Raw genomic sequence first — 13387 nt, 5'->3', positions numbered from 1 at the left:
TTGCTTTAAAATATCATTTTCCATCTTTAATTGTTGGTTTTCCTGGCGTAATTGAAGGAGTTCTTCTTGTTCGGTCGTACGGTTTTCCCGCTCACTAAAAGACTCACCTTGTTTGGATTGACGTACCCACTTATCTAATACAGAAGGCGACATTCCGTATTCCTTCAAAATCTCTTGACGGGGTTTTCCCGAAGCTCTCAATTGAACGATTTGTTCTTTAAAAGATTGAGAGAAGTGCTGTCTTTTTTGTCTGGACATGATATCCACTCCTTTATTACCTTACTTTGATCTTAGAGCAACTTATAATATCTGTCCAAATAAGTGTAACCGGTCCATGACACCAATCGAATGCGGCGTCACACGGCTCGAGTGCGGTGTGATCACCTCGAAGCTATAGCGCATACCCGTTTGCGCAGTGAAGCCAACTCGATGCACAGTCGCACTCTTAGGATGCACAGTGTTCTATCCCGCCCGTTCCACCTCGCTCCGATCTCATATTTACGTCCTCAATCTCCCGCTCTTTCTGTGATTCATGCTGCAAACATGCTTTTACCAATCCAAACAAAAAAGGAGCTGCCCCGCCCATACGTCGGCGAACCCCGATCGCACCGCTACATCTCCACGCGACCTAAGCTGACAGTCTCCCTTATCATTCATATAATTTTTTTCCGAATCCGTGTTGATATTTGCTCCACTGTGATGACCACAATCAATATCAAAATGATGATCATCAGTGCTTCGTCGAACATTCGCATGGACATGGCGGTGTTTAGTTCGACACCGATGCCGCCCGCGCCGACGAGGCCGAGTATAACCGCGGAGCGAATCGCTTTTTCGACCGCAAAGAGACTGGTGCCGACAAAGGAAGGGAAGCCGGCCGGAACGACGGAACCGGCAATAATGCCGAACTGTGTGGCCCCCGTGGATTCTAGCGCCTGCGACGGTCCTTTGCGAATTTCCTCGATTCGTTCTGAGAAGAAGCGTGCACAGAATCCGATCGTGTCGATAATAATTGTAAGAATGCCGGCCAGTGGTCCAAGGCCGACTGCAATGACGAAGACGAGCGCCCAAATCAGTTCCGGCACCGTCCGAAGCATCGAGACCACCCCGCGCGTGACGGTCCTCACCACCGGATGCGGACTGGTATTCGTTGATGCCAGCAACGCCACCGGCAAACTAATCATCACCCCGAAAGCGGTACCGACCAGCGCGATCTCAAATGTCTCCACAATCGCACCCAGAACGTGCGGCACCCGCGACGTATCCGGCGGCACTGCCTGCATCGTGAAGTGGCCCAGATTCAGCACGCCATCAAACAACCGGTCAACACTTAAATTGGCCCCGGCTAGCCCCGAGAACAAAAACGCTACAACCACCACCGTCAACAGAAACCCACCAAGCGACGGCCGCTTCGCCCGCGCCGGCATCTCCTCCTGCCATCTATCCTTACCCTGATCAGCCATAGCCCTTACGCACCTGCCTCTTCATACGACGCCAGTTTAGCAGCATCTTTTTGTTCGTATAAAAGACTCAAGGTTTCATCGCTGATCTCTTGCATGGGTCTATCGAACAAGAGACGCCCATTTTTTAGCGCGAGGATTCGTTCGCCGTACTCTTTGGCCACGTCCATTTGATGAAGAATGCAAAATACCGTTAGAGCGCGCTCCCGAACAATTTCCCATAAGAGATCCATCACTTCCCGGCCGGCTTTTGGATCGAGGCTGGCAATCGGTTCATCGGCGAGGATTAACTCCGGGTCTTGCATGAGCATGCGGGCAATGGCTACGCGTTGCTGCTGACCGCCGGAGAGCGCATCGGCCCGTCGGTTGGCGAGATGAGCAAGCCCGACGCGGTCGAGACATTCCATCGCTTTCATGCGCAGGTTTTTCGGTGCGAACCAATTGAACGTATGAAGTGACGTTTTCGCTTGCCCCATCGCGCCAAACAGTACATTTTGAAAGACGCTTAAGTTATAGATAAGGTTAAAATCTTGAAAGACCATGCCGATGCGTTTTCGCACCAGGCGCATTTTTCGTTTGCTAAGAGATTGAATGGGCTCTCCATCAATGAACACTTCACCGCTCGTTAGCTGTTCAAAGTTGGTGATGCTGCGAAAGAGTGTTGATTTTCCGGAGCCGTTATGACCGAGTAAGACGACGGCTTCGCCTGGGTTAACTTGAAAGCTGACATCTTTTAATGCGGTCGTGCCATCTGGATATACTTTGCTTAGCTGAGCAACGTCTAACGAGATCATAAGAAGCCTCCCTTTCCTATTGCAGCTCGATGCCGAGCGTCTCGTACGTCTCGCGCATGAGGTCATAGTCTGAGTCATCAATTTCGACCAGCTGGGCTTCTTGATACTTCTCATTCTCTTCATGATCCAATATCGCAGCGATTACTTCATCTTCATGTTCAAAGAGCACGTCGGTAAATTCTTCTTTAAAGCTTTCAGGCAGGCTCGGCGCTGCTACAAAAGGGTCCTGCGGAAGCGGTGGTCCTTCATGAAGAATACGGTACTCGCCTTCGCCGTCTTCTTCGACCATCATGTCATAGTAGCGAATGCCGTCACCGAGTGCTTCGACTTCACCTGCTTTAAAGGCGTCAACGCGTGCATCGCCGAGCAGCTCGAGCTCTACATCAACATCAGGCTCCATGCCATTTTCAATAAATAGTGCACTTGGGCCGATATGACCGGATGTTGAACCGGCTTCTTTCATCCCGACCGTTTCACCTTCTAAATCTTCAATCGTCTCGTAGTCGCTGTCTTCATGGACAATCACGACGGTATAATATTCATCACGTTCCAGTGCGAGGAGTGGCTCTGCTTCCGGTTCGGCAGCTTTTGTCTGCGCGTATTCCGACGGTCCGGAAAGCACGATATCCACCTGGTCATATTCCATCGCCGTAGAAGCGACGGTCCGGTCAGACAAGGCAAAGAATTCGAATTCGACATCTATCAGCTCTTCCATTAGATCTTGAAACACATCATAACGGCGTTGCAACTCTTCCATCCCGTCGATGCCAGTTACCGCAAAACGCACGGTTTCCGGCCAATCCTCGCGGTCAGCTTCCTCTGCCGCAGTAGCTGTTTCTTCGTCAGCATTTGCTTCTTCCTCTCTGTTATCTTCTCCACAAGCTGTGAATAACAAAGCTCCTGTCATAACTAGACTTGCCCATTTCCACGATTTCATTTATAGGTCCCCCCATAGTAAGCTATAGTTTTTCTGTGCTTCATTGTTTACTATAGAGAAAAACTGTTAATCTACTATGAAGTAAATGTAAAAGATTGTAATTTTGTTGTAAATGATGCATTGCGAAAAGAGGGAGCCTAGCATCACAGCTCTGAAAGATGATTCTCAACTAAAAAAGTAGAAGGGAAGCTCCCCTTCTACCGTATTACATGTTTGGTTCAAATTCACTTGTGATCGTTTGTGCTTCTGTGAACTCTTCCTGTTGAAGGTTGAAGGCTTCCATAATGGGGGTATCATGTACAGAGAAAAGGTGTGCTTCTTGGTCACCAGAGTTCACATGTTCGTGCCAGTTCCAGCTTGGAATAGCTAGGAAGTCACCGGTTTCCCAGGCGAATTTTTCACCTTCGATGATGGTGTAGCCTGAGCCTTCATGTACATAAATAATTGAAGTGTTTGTATGGCGGTGGGCTTCGCCGTGGAAGCCCATCGGAAGGCGTTGCACCCAGGCGGCAATATTAGCATTTGCTGGTTGCCCGGTTGAAGGGTTTACAAATTCAACCGTGTAGCCATCGGCTGGATCAGCATCGAAGCGGCTTAAGCCGTCCAATGCCGCTTCTGTCTGCGACCATTTATAGGCTCCGACCGGGGCTTTTAGAGGTTTGCGGTCCGCTTTTGGACGCACCATGCCGCCTTCATAACGTTGTGCGGAATAATTGTTTTCTTGACTCGGTTTTTCTAATCCGTCCGGGTGTCCTTCAAAGAAAGACCCGCCTGTTGCAAAAATAAATGGAATATCAAGCACGTCCATCCAGATCATTGGTTCTTCCCCTTCATGACCGTGACCATGCCATAGCCATTGTGGGGTTACAAGGAAATCTCCTTTTTCCATATACATTTTTTCGCCTTGAATAATGGAGTAGGCGCCTTCCCCGGAAATAACAAAACGTAACGCGCTTTGCGTATGACGGTGAGAAGGGGCTGTTTCACCAGGTTGGATGAGTTGAACGGCTGCGTATAAGTTTTGGGTCGTGGACCCCCATCCCCATGGCTCCCGGTCTTTAAGGCCTGGATTCTGAAAGTAAATCGCTCGGCGTTCGCCCCCACGGTCTGGGGTAAAGATTTCGGTTGCTTCCATTAAATGTTTTTTTACCAGCGGCCATTTCCATAAGTAAGGCTTGGCGGTTTGCTTAGGTTGTTGGGACACTAGTTCAGGAATCGCATTCCAAAGAGGGCCAAGGTCGTCTTTTTTAATTTTTTCATTAAATGCTTTTACCTCTTTACTTTCAAAAAAGGTGTTCGCTTCTGCCATAATACAACACTCCTTACTCATAATGATGAGGATTAGTTTTGGGTCTGGTTCTGATATTGGTTGACAACGCGATTTAATTGGTTCTGATGGGTTTCTAGATGTTCTACTAGAAAGTGATCAATTAGAAATTGCATCGGTTTCTCCCCAAATTTGGGATTGCGGTGTGGGGTAACGCGGTCCAAATCCTCGTCTTCAATCGCGTCTAGTCTTTCCTGGACGGTGGTTTTGGTTTGGGCGAGCCCGTCAAGAAGGGAAGAGGTTTCTCGGTCAAAGGCAGCGTTAACTGCGGCTAAGCGTTCCGGATGTTCAAACCCCCGTCCCCATTCGGGCTGATCATGCTTTATAACTTCTATCAATTCCTTGGTGAAATACAGAGGAAATTCTTCTGTATGCGCGAGAATTTCTTGAATTGACCATTCTTCATTACTTGGTTTGTACTGAATAATCTCATCCGGTAATTCTTGTCCTTTTTCAATAAAGAAGTCTAATTGATCAGCGATGGTTGTTTGATAATCTGTTATCCGTCCCATTACACATTCTCCTTGCTATTAAAGATTTCGTACCGTATTTTCAAGCGTGCCTACTTGGTCCACCTGGATTTTCACGACGTCGCCATCATTTAGGAATTCTTGCGGATCACGGGCTGCACCAACACCACCTGGGGTTCCTGTACAAATCACATCACCAGGCTTTAACTTCATAATGCTCGAGACAAAAGAGAGCATCCGATTCACATTAAACACAAGTTGTTCCGTATTCGAGCGTTGTTTTTCTTCTCCATTGACTTCAAGCGAAATATTGAGTGCATCCGGGTCGGGTACCTCGTCTTTTGTTACGAGGTGAGGGCCCATTGGCGCGCTCCCGTCCAGTGATTTACCTTGAAGCCATTGCAGCGTGCGCATTTGCAGATCGCGGGCGCTTACATCGTTTACAATGGTATAGCCAGCTACATAATTCAGGGCATCCGCTTCGCTGACATTTTTAGTTTCTTTTCCGATAACAAAGGCAAATTCCGCTTCATAATCGAGTTTTTCCGTAATAGGAGGGGAAGGAATCTCATCCTCAGGTCCAATGACCGCGTTTGCAAATTTTGCAAAGAGGACAGGGACTTCTGGAATCTCGCGGCCCATTTCTAAAATGTGTTCACGATAATTATGGCCGACACACACGATTTTGCTTGGGTTCGGAACAGGCGCTTCGATGCGCACCTCTTGTTTATCATAGGTTAAAGCTCTGTTCGTAGCGGGAGCTGCTTCTTTTACGTATTGCAGCGCCTGTGTAGCACGTTCTAAGCTTTCATCTCCACCTTCGAGGAAGCCATTCATATCCTTTGGCACCCATGTTTGCGCTTTTTCTTCCACCCGTGTTTCTGCTTGATTAGTTAAATACGCTTTGAAGCCTTCATGTAGATCATAGATGGTGTCGTCTTCAAGCGCTCCAATTTGGGTGTTTCCGTTAACAGTAAACGTTATTAACTTCATGTTCTTTCATCTCCTTTATCGTTCATGGTTTGATTTAATACTTCAAAAATAGGTGAGGGAATGGGTTTCGCCTTAGGGAGTCCTTCGTTCAACGTAATCCATATCCGTTTCTCCGTGCCTTCAGCTATTTCCTCATTCCCTTTCCAGAAGCTGTGCTTCATAGTAAAGGTCTTTTCGTTGAGCTGAACAATCGCCGAATCGATCCTTAGCTGATCTTTAAATAAAGCTGGAGAGGAAAAGCTGCAATCTGTATTCAATAAAGGAATGGCTTCGTTTTCTTTGAAAAATAGATCAGCAGTCGAAATCTCGTTGGCTTCAAAAAATTCATGGGTTGCATGGTCCATCCATTTATAAAAATTAGGATAAAAAACGATGCCAGCTGCGTCTGTGTCTCCCCAGGCGACTTTCCAATTGATAGAATGAGTCATGTCACTATGCTCCTTTACTCAGTTTCCTGGTCGCGTTCGTCAATGACGCGTCTCGCTTTCATCTCAAAAGAGGGAAGAGAACCTTCCTCAAGTTCTTCAATCTCTACCCGAAGCCCAAGCCGCTCTCTTAAAAGCGCTTTCAATTTTTGCGAGTCTTCCAGTTGTGTATCAATCTGCACCTTTAGTTGGTTCATGTCATTTCAGTGGCCTCATTTTCCAACATGCTGTGCAGCCGTTCTTTTGTAAATTGATCCCCGCCGGGAACTACAGTGCAGCCAGCTTCTTTTCCACCTTCATACGCAGCCCAAAATCCAATAAAAGGACCGAAAGAAAAGGCGAGAAACACGACCTCATTGTTTGTGGTCAACATTAGCGGAGCGATAGACTTCTTGCCAGCAAGCACTCCACCAACTCCAACTTTCCTTCGTATCTAATACTTTTAACGGGTGTCCGGTCGTCCCGGATGTTTGATGGTAGCGAATATAATTACTTGAATCATACGAATGATTGGTGCCAAGCGGTGGTTTGTTCTGTTGATCCTCAATAAGGTCCTGTTTATACGTGAATGGAAGCTGCGTCAATTCATCGTAGGTGGTAATGGGGATCGCGGTTTTCTCCAATTTTGTGGCGTAGAAATAGTTGTACTGTTTTAAAAAAAAGAAGGAGATGGTTCAATTTTTGACTCTGGGTAGGTGACAATTTACGCTCCATCTGTTCAGGAGTAGGATGGAGACAATTTGCTTGTATCAAATGTTTCACCTCTTTTTTTAATCATCTAAATAGTTTCAATATTTATTTTCCAACCTAATCGTAAGTTTAATAGCGTTCCGCTTAAAGAAAACAATTCTGATATACGGAACATCGGAAGGATAATTTTTAAAAAAAGGAGTAGATTATTGATTGTTCTAAATTTTTTTGCTGTATAGATAAGGTGTTCCATATACCAGAAAGCTAAACTTTTGCCCAGATAACTTCTTTAATATATAGCTTAAGCAGTCGATAAACACAGAAATGTAACCGTTTTTGTTCTAAGAGATAAGGGTTCAGCTATTTGTTGAGCGTTTAGTCGAACACGTTTCACAACTTCCTTGTGGGGACTGTTTTTCGTAGGAATCCAAGGGACAGCACAATCAATAAGTAAGACGAGATCGGCGTGTTGTAACCATCTATTTTATTTATCCTCATTCCATTAATAACCATTATGCATCGAATGAGAGGTGGGGAAGTTAATAAAATTAGGAACTGATTCTAGCACCGGAATAGCGAAACGTTCACTGAGTTCGACTAAAGCCTCGACATTCTTCGCTTCTCTCCTGAGATATGAGGTTATAATCACGGACTGATTCGCTTGAATAAGGTCAGCAGCTAATATGCTGCTATCAGCTGGACGTAAGCCTTTAGGAGAGATTGGTTGGAGCGGATAAGATACTTGCGTACCATCTTGCAGCCGAGAAGACGCAATTACTCACTGATATTGGCAGCCGCCACCCTGTCCAGTGCACAGCTGAAGGCCTTGTTTTATTTGTGCACCAGGCCGAACAGTTGCAGCGAAATATCATCCAAGGTGACCTTAAAAAATATACGCCTTATACGTTGACAGAAGAAAGCGAACTGCGTAACACCTTACATAAGATTCAATCCGCTGGCTACGCGATTGCTAAAGACCAATACTTTGAAGGGTTTGTAAGTATGGCGGTGCCGATTAAAGACTACACGTCAGAGGTCACTTCTTCTATAGCCTTGATTGGGCCGACCAACCGCATCACAGAAGAAAGGTACGCTGATGTAATCGCAGTTCTCACTGAGGGCGCCCAAGATATTTCTGAAATACTAGGTTATTACGAAGAATGGTAAGAAAGCGTCCCTCTCGCCCTTTTTAAAAAAGACGGGGAAAGGACGCTTATTATTAAAGGAGGTAAAAGCCCAACTCATCCATTCCGAGCGGGACATGGCCTGCTTCATATATTTCAAATAAGGCTTTGTACGGATTATAGCTCCATTCCTTTTGGTCACTAAGAAGTTCCCATATACACGCCATCGTACATAAATAAATGGCGTGACCCGTTATAAATTGAATCGTAGCTACCCTTTCAAAGGTGGTAAAAGCCGCGTGATAGACTTTATGGAAGATCAATTCCGGCAGCTGATAAACAAGGTAGTCAAGCTGCGTTTGGCGGTTTAAACGCTCAGCTTCTGTCTGAAGCGCTGCCGGGACGGGCTGAAGTTTAGCCCATAGTTCGCTGTTAGTAAGTGAACAGGGCATCTCTTCTTCTATCGTTTCTTGACTTAACCAGTAGACGCCTGGCTCTGATAGGTTCAGATGCTGATAGACTTGTTTAATCTGTGCTTCTGCCTGCTGCGGCGTCTGCCCCATATTCGTAAACCAATCAACTCGTTCAATTCGACGGATAAGGTCATTTACAGGCAACGTAGTTGGACCCAAATCCGGGTTGTTTAATTCATTCATAGCCACTGCCATGTTAGACCTCCTTTCTAAGCTCATTAATATTTTGTCGATACTTCAGGTGAGCCAAACCGTGGTCCATACGGGCCTTCATCGAGCCATCTGCCAAGTTTCGGCGCTACATCTGTTAAAGATGCGGCGATTTCTCGTTTTACATTCATTTCTTTCGAATCACTTTGTAAGTGGTGCAAGGCGGTGGTTGAACTATCTCTATTCCATAAGGCCGCCGTTCTGCGTTCATGAGCGGCTTTATCTATTTGTTCAATTCGGGCTTCTTCCGTGGAAGCAAGCGTTGCCTGATGAATTCTATCAGCTGCAATCACGGCATCCGGCACACCAGAATTTAACCCTCTGGCCCCAAAAGGAGCGAACAAATGAGCTGCCTCCCCAGCTAGCAGCACGCGCCGATTGTTATCGGTAAACGAATTGGCCACGACTTGGTGAAAGCGATACGTCGAGACCCAAGTCACCTTATCGATATACTTTTCAGGCATAACGTGAGGCAGCCATTCTTTTACTTTCTCCGGTTCACTGAAGCTTTCCACTTCATCATCAGGCAAAAGCTGTAAGTCAACGCGCCAACCACCTTTGAAGGGAACGTGCATCACATTGCGCCCTCCCATGGCGGGGTGTTGATAATGAAAAATCCGTTCAAGCGGGAGCGGGGCGCTTTCATCTTCTTTCACATCTAACACAAGGAACCGGTCATTTGTACGAGGTCCCTCAAATTCGACACCAATTGTTTTTCGTACATTAGACCGGGCCCCGTCGGCACCAATCACATAGTCAGCTTCCCATGTATCCCCCGATGAACTCGTTAGCTTTACACCTTGCGGGGACGTCTCACAACGTTCAATCGGAGTCTCCTGCACAAACTCAACTCCAACTTCTTCACACGCATTATAAATAAAATGCTCAATATGGTCTTGATGCAAAGCAGTAAAAGGTGGAAGTTTTTCTGGATTCGCAGGGTCAGTCACCCCGTAATCGCGTTTATATACTTCTTTGCCTTTAAAAAGTGTCTTTTTCACAGGCCAGACAATGCCATTCTTTGCAATCGTGAAGCCTAAGTCTTCATAGGTAGATTCGAGCAACTTAAGCGTGGCGTTGTGTAAGTAAATTGCCCGGCTTCCTGGGCGGGGACGATCTAACGGATCGGCTTCAATCAATTTCGTATCGATCCCCTTCGTTTGTAAAGTCAATGCAGCTGTAAGCCCTACAGGACCAGCTCCTACAACAATAGCTGTAGCATTTTGTGTTTGCTTGGACATGCCTACCACCTCATTACATAGTTTTTATAGCAGATAAAGCGCTATCATCATTCCTATAATGAGAGTATAAGTGGTGAAAATGGAGAACGGATAGGCGAATATTCTTCTATGTAGAACGTGGGTTAGAAGTGACTGAGATCGGAGCGCTAGGTGAAATAGCCTCTAAAACGTTCGAATTGAAAAAGGTGTCACGGCAGACAGGGGCGCCAAGAAGCTGCGGCTATGCTGTTCCGTACCTTAACAGCTGCTGAGGCACTTGATCTCTCAGATGATGATATCGAGATCGATACGTCGGAGCTTGGCAACTTCACTGATGCTGGAGAAATTGGCCCGTGGGCTGAAGAAGCACTGGCTTACCTCGTAAGTGAAGGCGTGCTTGAAGGCCATACAAATGGTTCGCTAGCTCCACGTGACAGCACAACACGTGCAGAAATGGCGTCTATGCTAGATGAGTACTTGCAGTATATCGATTTTAGTAACTAAAGCAATTGAATCGTTTTGAAAACATTTCCCCTCAGTGAAGTGAGTGCTGCTCGCTTTGCTGGGGGTTTTTTTATTAGGAAAAATCGAGATGGTGGTATAATGTATTGTACTAGAGGTGGAACTTTGAAATAATTGATTGTGAGCAAGCAAGTAGATTCTGGGGTTATAATAGAGGAACTAGAATAGACCAAAGGTGTGAATGGGATGCCGTCCTTTTTGAATTTTTCCAACTACATAAATGAACAGACTGAAGCTTTAGCGCAGGAAGTGGTTGAAAAGGTGATTTGGCGCATGCAGCTGGAGCTTCCAACCTGGGAAGAAGAACAAGCGGTCCAGATGTTTATGGAGTTCTGGAGCTTCTTAGCGGAGTCGCTGCTGGATGAGGAGACAAGAGATGACGGTGATGCGGTGCCGGATGCGCTGCTGGAATGGAGCGCGAAAAATTCGGAGATGCAAGTCACTTCGGGCGGAGAGATTAATGAGATTGTCGTCCGCTACCCGCCGACACGGGAAGTCTTTAATGATATCGTTACCCGGATCAGTGTTGAGCTAGATATGTCGGTGAAAGAAAATGCGCTTATTATTAAGCGGATCAATGCGATGCTTGATATCAGCTTGAATGAAACGTTTTTCTCCTACAAACGCTTGTCGGATCAATACAAGAAAGAAGCGCAAGAAGAAATGCTCAAATTGTCAGCTCCGCTTGTACCTATTAAAGATGAAGTAGTGGTGCTGCCGCTCATTGGGGAGATCGATTCGCTTAAAGTGGAGCACATTATGAAAAACGTGGTACCAAGCATTGCCGAGATTGAAGTGGATCATCTCATCGTTGACTTTTCCGGCACATTAACAATCAATGAACAGATTGCCGAATCACTTCATCAAATCGGCAACTCCCTTCGCTTAATGGGCGTCCATGTCGTCATCACCGGCTTGCGCCCCGAACTTGTCCAAGCGATTGTACACAGCAATATTGAAATCGCCGTGATTGATTCATATGCCACCGTAAAACAGGCAGTCGAACATATTTAAGCATCCCAACAACAGGAGAAGCCAGCTCGTGTTGTTGGGATGTATTTATATGGGGACCTATCGCAAACGGTGATTTCAGCGGAGCGAAAGACGGCGAGTCGAGCGGGCAAAAGGAAGATGTATACGCTTCAGGGCAGGTAGAAACCGCTTTCGGCAAAAGCAGATCTCAGGCTTGGGCCTGTGGTAAAAGCGTCCGCCTGGAGCGAATGAAAGTAACCATGACGCCTTAAAGTAGAGGCCACCCTGCTGCTGTGATAAAATGGTGGACATACATATAGAAAGAAATAGGAGTGGGTGTTTGATGGCTGACTTTAACACAAAAATGATTCACGGTGAAACACCGACGAAAAAAGTCGGAAGCAAAGCAACACCGATTTACCAAACCTCGGCTTTTGCCTTTGAAGACTTAAACGATATGGAAGGTTTTTTTGGCGATACGCATGACCATCTCTACACGCGTTACGGTAACCCAAACACGGATGAGCTAGGCGAGCGCACAGCCGCGCTTGAAGAAGCCGAGCAGGGCGTGGCCACTTCTTCCGGGATGTCTGCGATTCTCGCCGGCGTACTTGCCGTAGCCAAATCAGGTGATCACGTGCTGGCGCCGGAAGACGTCTACGGCGGGACATACGGCTTGTTTGCCAATGACTTAAAAGAGTGGGGCATCGACGTTTCCTTCGTATCCTTTACCGACCAAGAAGCTTTGGAGCAGGCGATTCGACCGGAAACCGTACTCCTTTACGCCGAATCCGTAACCAATCCGCTCCTGCGCGTGGAAGATATTAGCGGCTTGGCTGAACTGAAAGAAAAGCACGGGCTCGCGCTTATGATCGATAACACCTTTGCCACACCGTACTTTTTACAACCGATAAAACAAGGCGCCGACCTCGTTGTCCACAGCGCCACCAAATACTTGGGCGGCCACAGCGACGTAACAGCAGGCGTTCTAGTCGGAAGCGAGCGCTACATGAGCCGCGCCGTCCCAAAAGTAATCAGCCTCGGCATGAACCTGAGCCCCTTTGAAGCGTGGCTCACCGTGCGCGGCCTGAAAACCTTGAGTGTACGAATGAAAGAGCAGGGCCAGAACGCCGCACAAGTTGCCCGTTTTTTCAAAGAAAAAGGAATGGCCGCCGTGTATTACCCGGAAAGCCTCTCGGAAAAAGGCGACGGCGCGGTCGTGAGCGTCGACTTGGGAGATGCTTATGAGGTGGAGACCTTCTTCGCCTCACTAGAGTGGGTCAAGCTCGTCGCCACGCTTGCCGGAGTGGAGACCACCGTCTCCTACCCGCTCAACACCTCGCACCGCACCGTCCCAGAAGACATCCGCGAGCGCCTCGGCATCACACCAGGCGTCGTGCGCATTTCCGTCGGCCTCGAAGACGCGGAAGACATCAACGGCGTGTTTGAACGGGCGCTTGAGGCGAGTAGGAAGTGAAAATAAAGGATACAAAAAACCTATGAAGTGGCTGGCGCCATTCCATAGGTTTTTTTGAATTACAGGAAAGATTAATCTTCAGCTTGAAATCTTTTATGGTGTTGATTCTTTTGAACGATGGCTTTGTTTACGGATTCAATTAAACCAAGTAAGAATTTCACAAGTTTCCCTTCTTTCTTCATGCTGGGTATATCTTTAGTCTGCTCTTATTTTGTAAAAGATGCAAAGAGCACAACCTTCCATGAAAGCGAAAACATTTACTGTGTAAACGCAACCAAATTAATGATTCTTGG

General features: G+C 46.8%; 16 protein-coding genes. 4 read left to right on the top strand and 12 right to left on the bottom strand.

The annotated features are described in order from the left end of the window. The 10 genes from D469_RS0118780 to D469_RS21355 form a co-directional block, all read right to left on the bottom strand. Positions 1–258: transposase (locus D469_RS0118780; RefSeq protein ID WP_018924926.1), on the bottom strand; the 258-nt coding region annotated here is incomplete at its 3' end. A gap of 395 nt (positions 259–653) precedes the next feature. Beyond that, complete coding sequence (phnE, locus tag D469_RS0118770) at positions 654–1463, bottom strand: phosphonate ABC transporter, permease protein PhnE (protein ID WP_205621079.1); 810 nt, start codon at positions 1461–1463, stop codon at positions 654–656. A 5-nt stretch (positions 1464–1468) separates the two neighbouring features. Further along, on the bottom strand, positions 1469–2254 hold the full coding sequence (phnC, locus tag D469_RS0118765; protein WP_018924923.1) for a phosphonate ABC transporter ATP-binding protein: 786 nt from the start codon (positions 2252–2254) through the stop codon (positions 1469–1471). 16 nt (positions 2255–2270) lie between these two features. Beyond that, positions 2271–3191, bottom strand: coding sequence for a PhnD/SsuA/transferrin family substrate-binding protein (locus tag D469_RS20805; protein ID WP_018924922.1), 921 nt, complete (start codon positions 3189–3191; stop codon positions 2271–2273). A 205-nt stretch (positions 3192–3396) separates the two neighbouring features. After that, positions 3397–4500 (bottom strand): cupin domain-containing protein, encoded by a 1104-nt coding sequence (locus tag D469_RS0118755; RefSeq protein WP_018924921.1) that lies wholly within the window; start codon positions 4498–4500, stop codon positions 3397–3399. A 32-nt stretch (positions 4501–4532) separates the two neighbouring features. Next, positions 4533–5030: a DinB family protein gene (locus D469_RS0118750; RefSeq protein ID WP_018924920.1), complete on the bottom strand. Its 498-nt coding sequence runs from the start codon at positions 5028–5030 to the stop codon at positions 4533–4535. Positions 5031–5048: 18 nt separating this feature from the next. Continuing rightward, complete coding sequence (locus tag D469_RS0118745) at positions 5049–5981, bottom strand: fumarylacetoacetate hydrolase family protein (protein WP_018924919.1); 933 nt, start codon at positions 5979–5981, stop codon at positions 5049–5051. Beyond that, positions 5978–6409, bottom strand: a complete 432-nt coding sequence (locus D469_RS0118740; protein ID WP_018924918.1) for an acyl-CoA thioesterase — start codon at positions 6407–6409, stop codon at positions 5978–5980. The genes D469_RS0118745 and D469_RS0118740 overlap by 4 nt, the downstream gene beginning before the upstream one ends. Positions 6410–6423: 14 nt before the next feature. Then, complete coding sequence (locus D469_RS0118735; protein ID WP_026286317.1) at positions 6424–6603, bottom strand: hypothetical protein; 180 nt, start codon at positions 6601–6603, stop codon at positions 6424–6426. Then, positions 6600–6812: a hypothetical protein gene (locus tag D469_RS21355; RefSeq protein ID WP_026286316.1), complete on the bottom strand. Its 213-nt coding sequence runs from the start codon at positions 6810–6812 to the stop codon at positions 6600–6602. Before D469_RS21355 ends, D469_RS0118735 begins: the two co-directional genes overlap by 4 nt. Positions 6813–7816: 1004 nt before the next feature. On the opposite strand from D469_RS21355, the gene D469_RS0118725 reads away from it, so the two are divergent. Then, a complete protein-coding gene (locus D469_RS0118725; protein ID WP_018924917.1) occupies positions 7817–8263 on the top strand; it encodes an IclR family transcriptional regulator in 447 nt (148 codons plus the stop codon). Between the two features lie 52 nt (positions 8264–8315). Here D469_RS0118725 and D469_RS0118720 read toward each other — a convergent pair whose 3' ends face one another. After that, positions 8316–8888: a hypothetical protein gene (locus D469_RS0118720; protein WP_018924916.1), complete on the bottom strand. Its 573-nt coding sequence runs from the start codon at positions 8886–8888 to the stop codon at positions 8316–8318. A 23-nt stretch (positions 8889–8911) separates the two neighbouring features. After that, a complete protein-coding gene (locus tag D469_RS0118715; RefSeq protein WP_018924915.1) occupies positions 8912–10144 on the bottom strand; it encodes an FAD-dependent monooxygenase in 1233 nt (410 codons plus the stop codon). 222 nt (positions 10145–10366) lie between these two features. On the opposite strand from D469_RS0118715, the gene D469_RS0118710 reads away from it, so the two are divergent. From D469_RS0118710 to D469_RS0118700, 3 genes are all read left to right on the top strand, one after another. Further along, the gene (locus D469_RS0118710) at positions 10367–10627 is read left to right on the top strand and encodes an S-layer homology domain-containing protein (RefSeq protein ID WP_018924914.1); all 261 of its coding nucleotides are present in this window, start codon (positions 10367–10369) and stop codon (positions 10625–10627) included. A gap of 204 nt (positions 10628–10831) precedes the next feature. Beyond that, positions 10832–11659, top strand: a complete 828-nt coding sequence (locus D469_RS0118705) for an STAS domain-containing protein (protein ID WP_018924913.1) — start codon at positions 10832–10834, stop codon at positions 11657–11659. Between the two features lie 301 nt (positions 11660–11960). Further along, entirely contained in the window at positions 11961–13094 is a 1134-nt protein-coding gene (locus tag D469_RS0118700; RefSeq protein WP_018924912.1) for a trans-sulfuration enzyme family protein, read from the top strand. Positions 13095–13387 lie beyond the last annotated feature (293 nt).

Origin of the sequence: Salsuginibacillus kocurii DSM 18087, from assembly GCF_000377705.1 — a bacterium.
In the GTDB taxonomy this organism is placed as follows: domain Bacteria; phylum Bacillota; class Bacilli; order Bacillales; family Marinococcaceae; genus Salsuginibacillus; species Salsuginibacillus kocurii.
Note: the sequence above shows the minus strand (reverse complement) of the source record. Positions and strands in the feature narration are given on the sequence as shown.

Excerpts from the sequence above, each read along its gene's own strand:
- D469_RS0118700 (WP_018924912.1), top strand. The coding sequence starts at position 11,961 with ATGGCTGACTTTAACACAAAAATGATTCACGGTGAAACACCGACGAAA.
- D469_RS0118750 (WP_018924920.1), bottom strand. The coding sequence starts at position 5,030 with ATGGGACGGATAACAGATTATCAAACAACCATCGCTGATCAATTAGAC.
- D469_RS0118740 (WP_018924918.1), bottom strand. The coding sequence starts at position 6,409 with ATGACTCATTCTATCAATTGGAAAGTCGCCTGGGGAGACACAGACGCA.
- D469_RS0118715 (WP_018924915.1), bottom strand. The coding sequence starts at position 10,144 with ATGTCCAAGCAAACACAAAATGCTACAGCTATTGTTGTAGGAGCTGGT.
- D469_RS0118720 (WP_018924916.1), bottom strand. The coding sequence starts at position 8,888 with ATGGCAGTGGCTATGAATGAATTAAACAACCCGGATTTGGGTCCAACT.
- phnE (WP_205621079.1), bottom strand. The coding sequence starts at position 1,463 with ATGGCTGATCAGGGTAAGGATAGATGGCAGGAGGAGATGCCGGCGCGG.
- D469_RS0118705 (WP_018924913.1), top strand. The coding sequence starts at position 10,832 with ATGCCGTCCTTTTTGAATTTTTCCAACTACATAAATGAACAGACTGAA.
- phnC (WP_018924923.1), bottom strand. The coding sequence starts at position 2,254 with ATGATCTCGTTAGACGTTGCTCAGCTAAGCAAAGTATATCCAGATGGC.
- D469_RS0118710 (WP_018924914.1), top strand. The coding sequence starts at position 10,367 with ATGCTGTTCCGTACCTTAACAGCTGCTGAGGCACTTGATCTCTCAGAT.
- D469_RS0118745 (WP_018924919.1), bottom strand. The coding sequence starts at position 5,981 with ATGAAGTTAATAACGTTTACTGTTAACGGAAACACCCAAATTGGAGCG.
- D469_RS0118755 (WP_018924921.1), bottom strand. The coding sequence starts at position 4,500 with ATGGCAGAAGCGAACACCTTTTTTGAAAGTAAAGAGGTAAAAGCATTT.
- D469_RS0118735 (WP_026286317.1), bottom strand. The coding sequence starts at position 6,603 with ATGAACCAACTAAAGGTGCAGATTGATACACAACTGGAAGACTCGCAA.
- D469_RS20805 (WP_018924922.1), bottom strand. The coding sequence starts at position 3,191 with ATGAAATCGTGGAAATGGGCAAGTCTAGTTATGACAGGAGCTTTGTTA.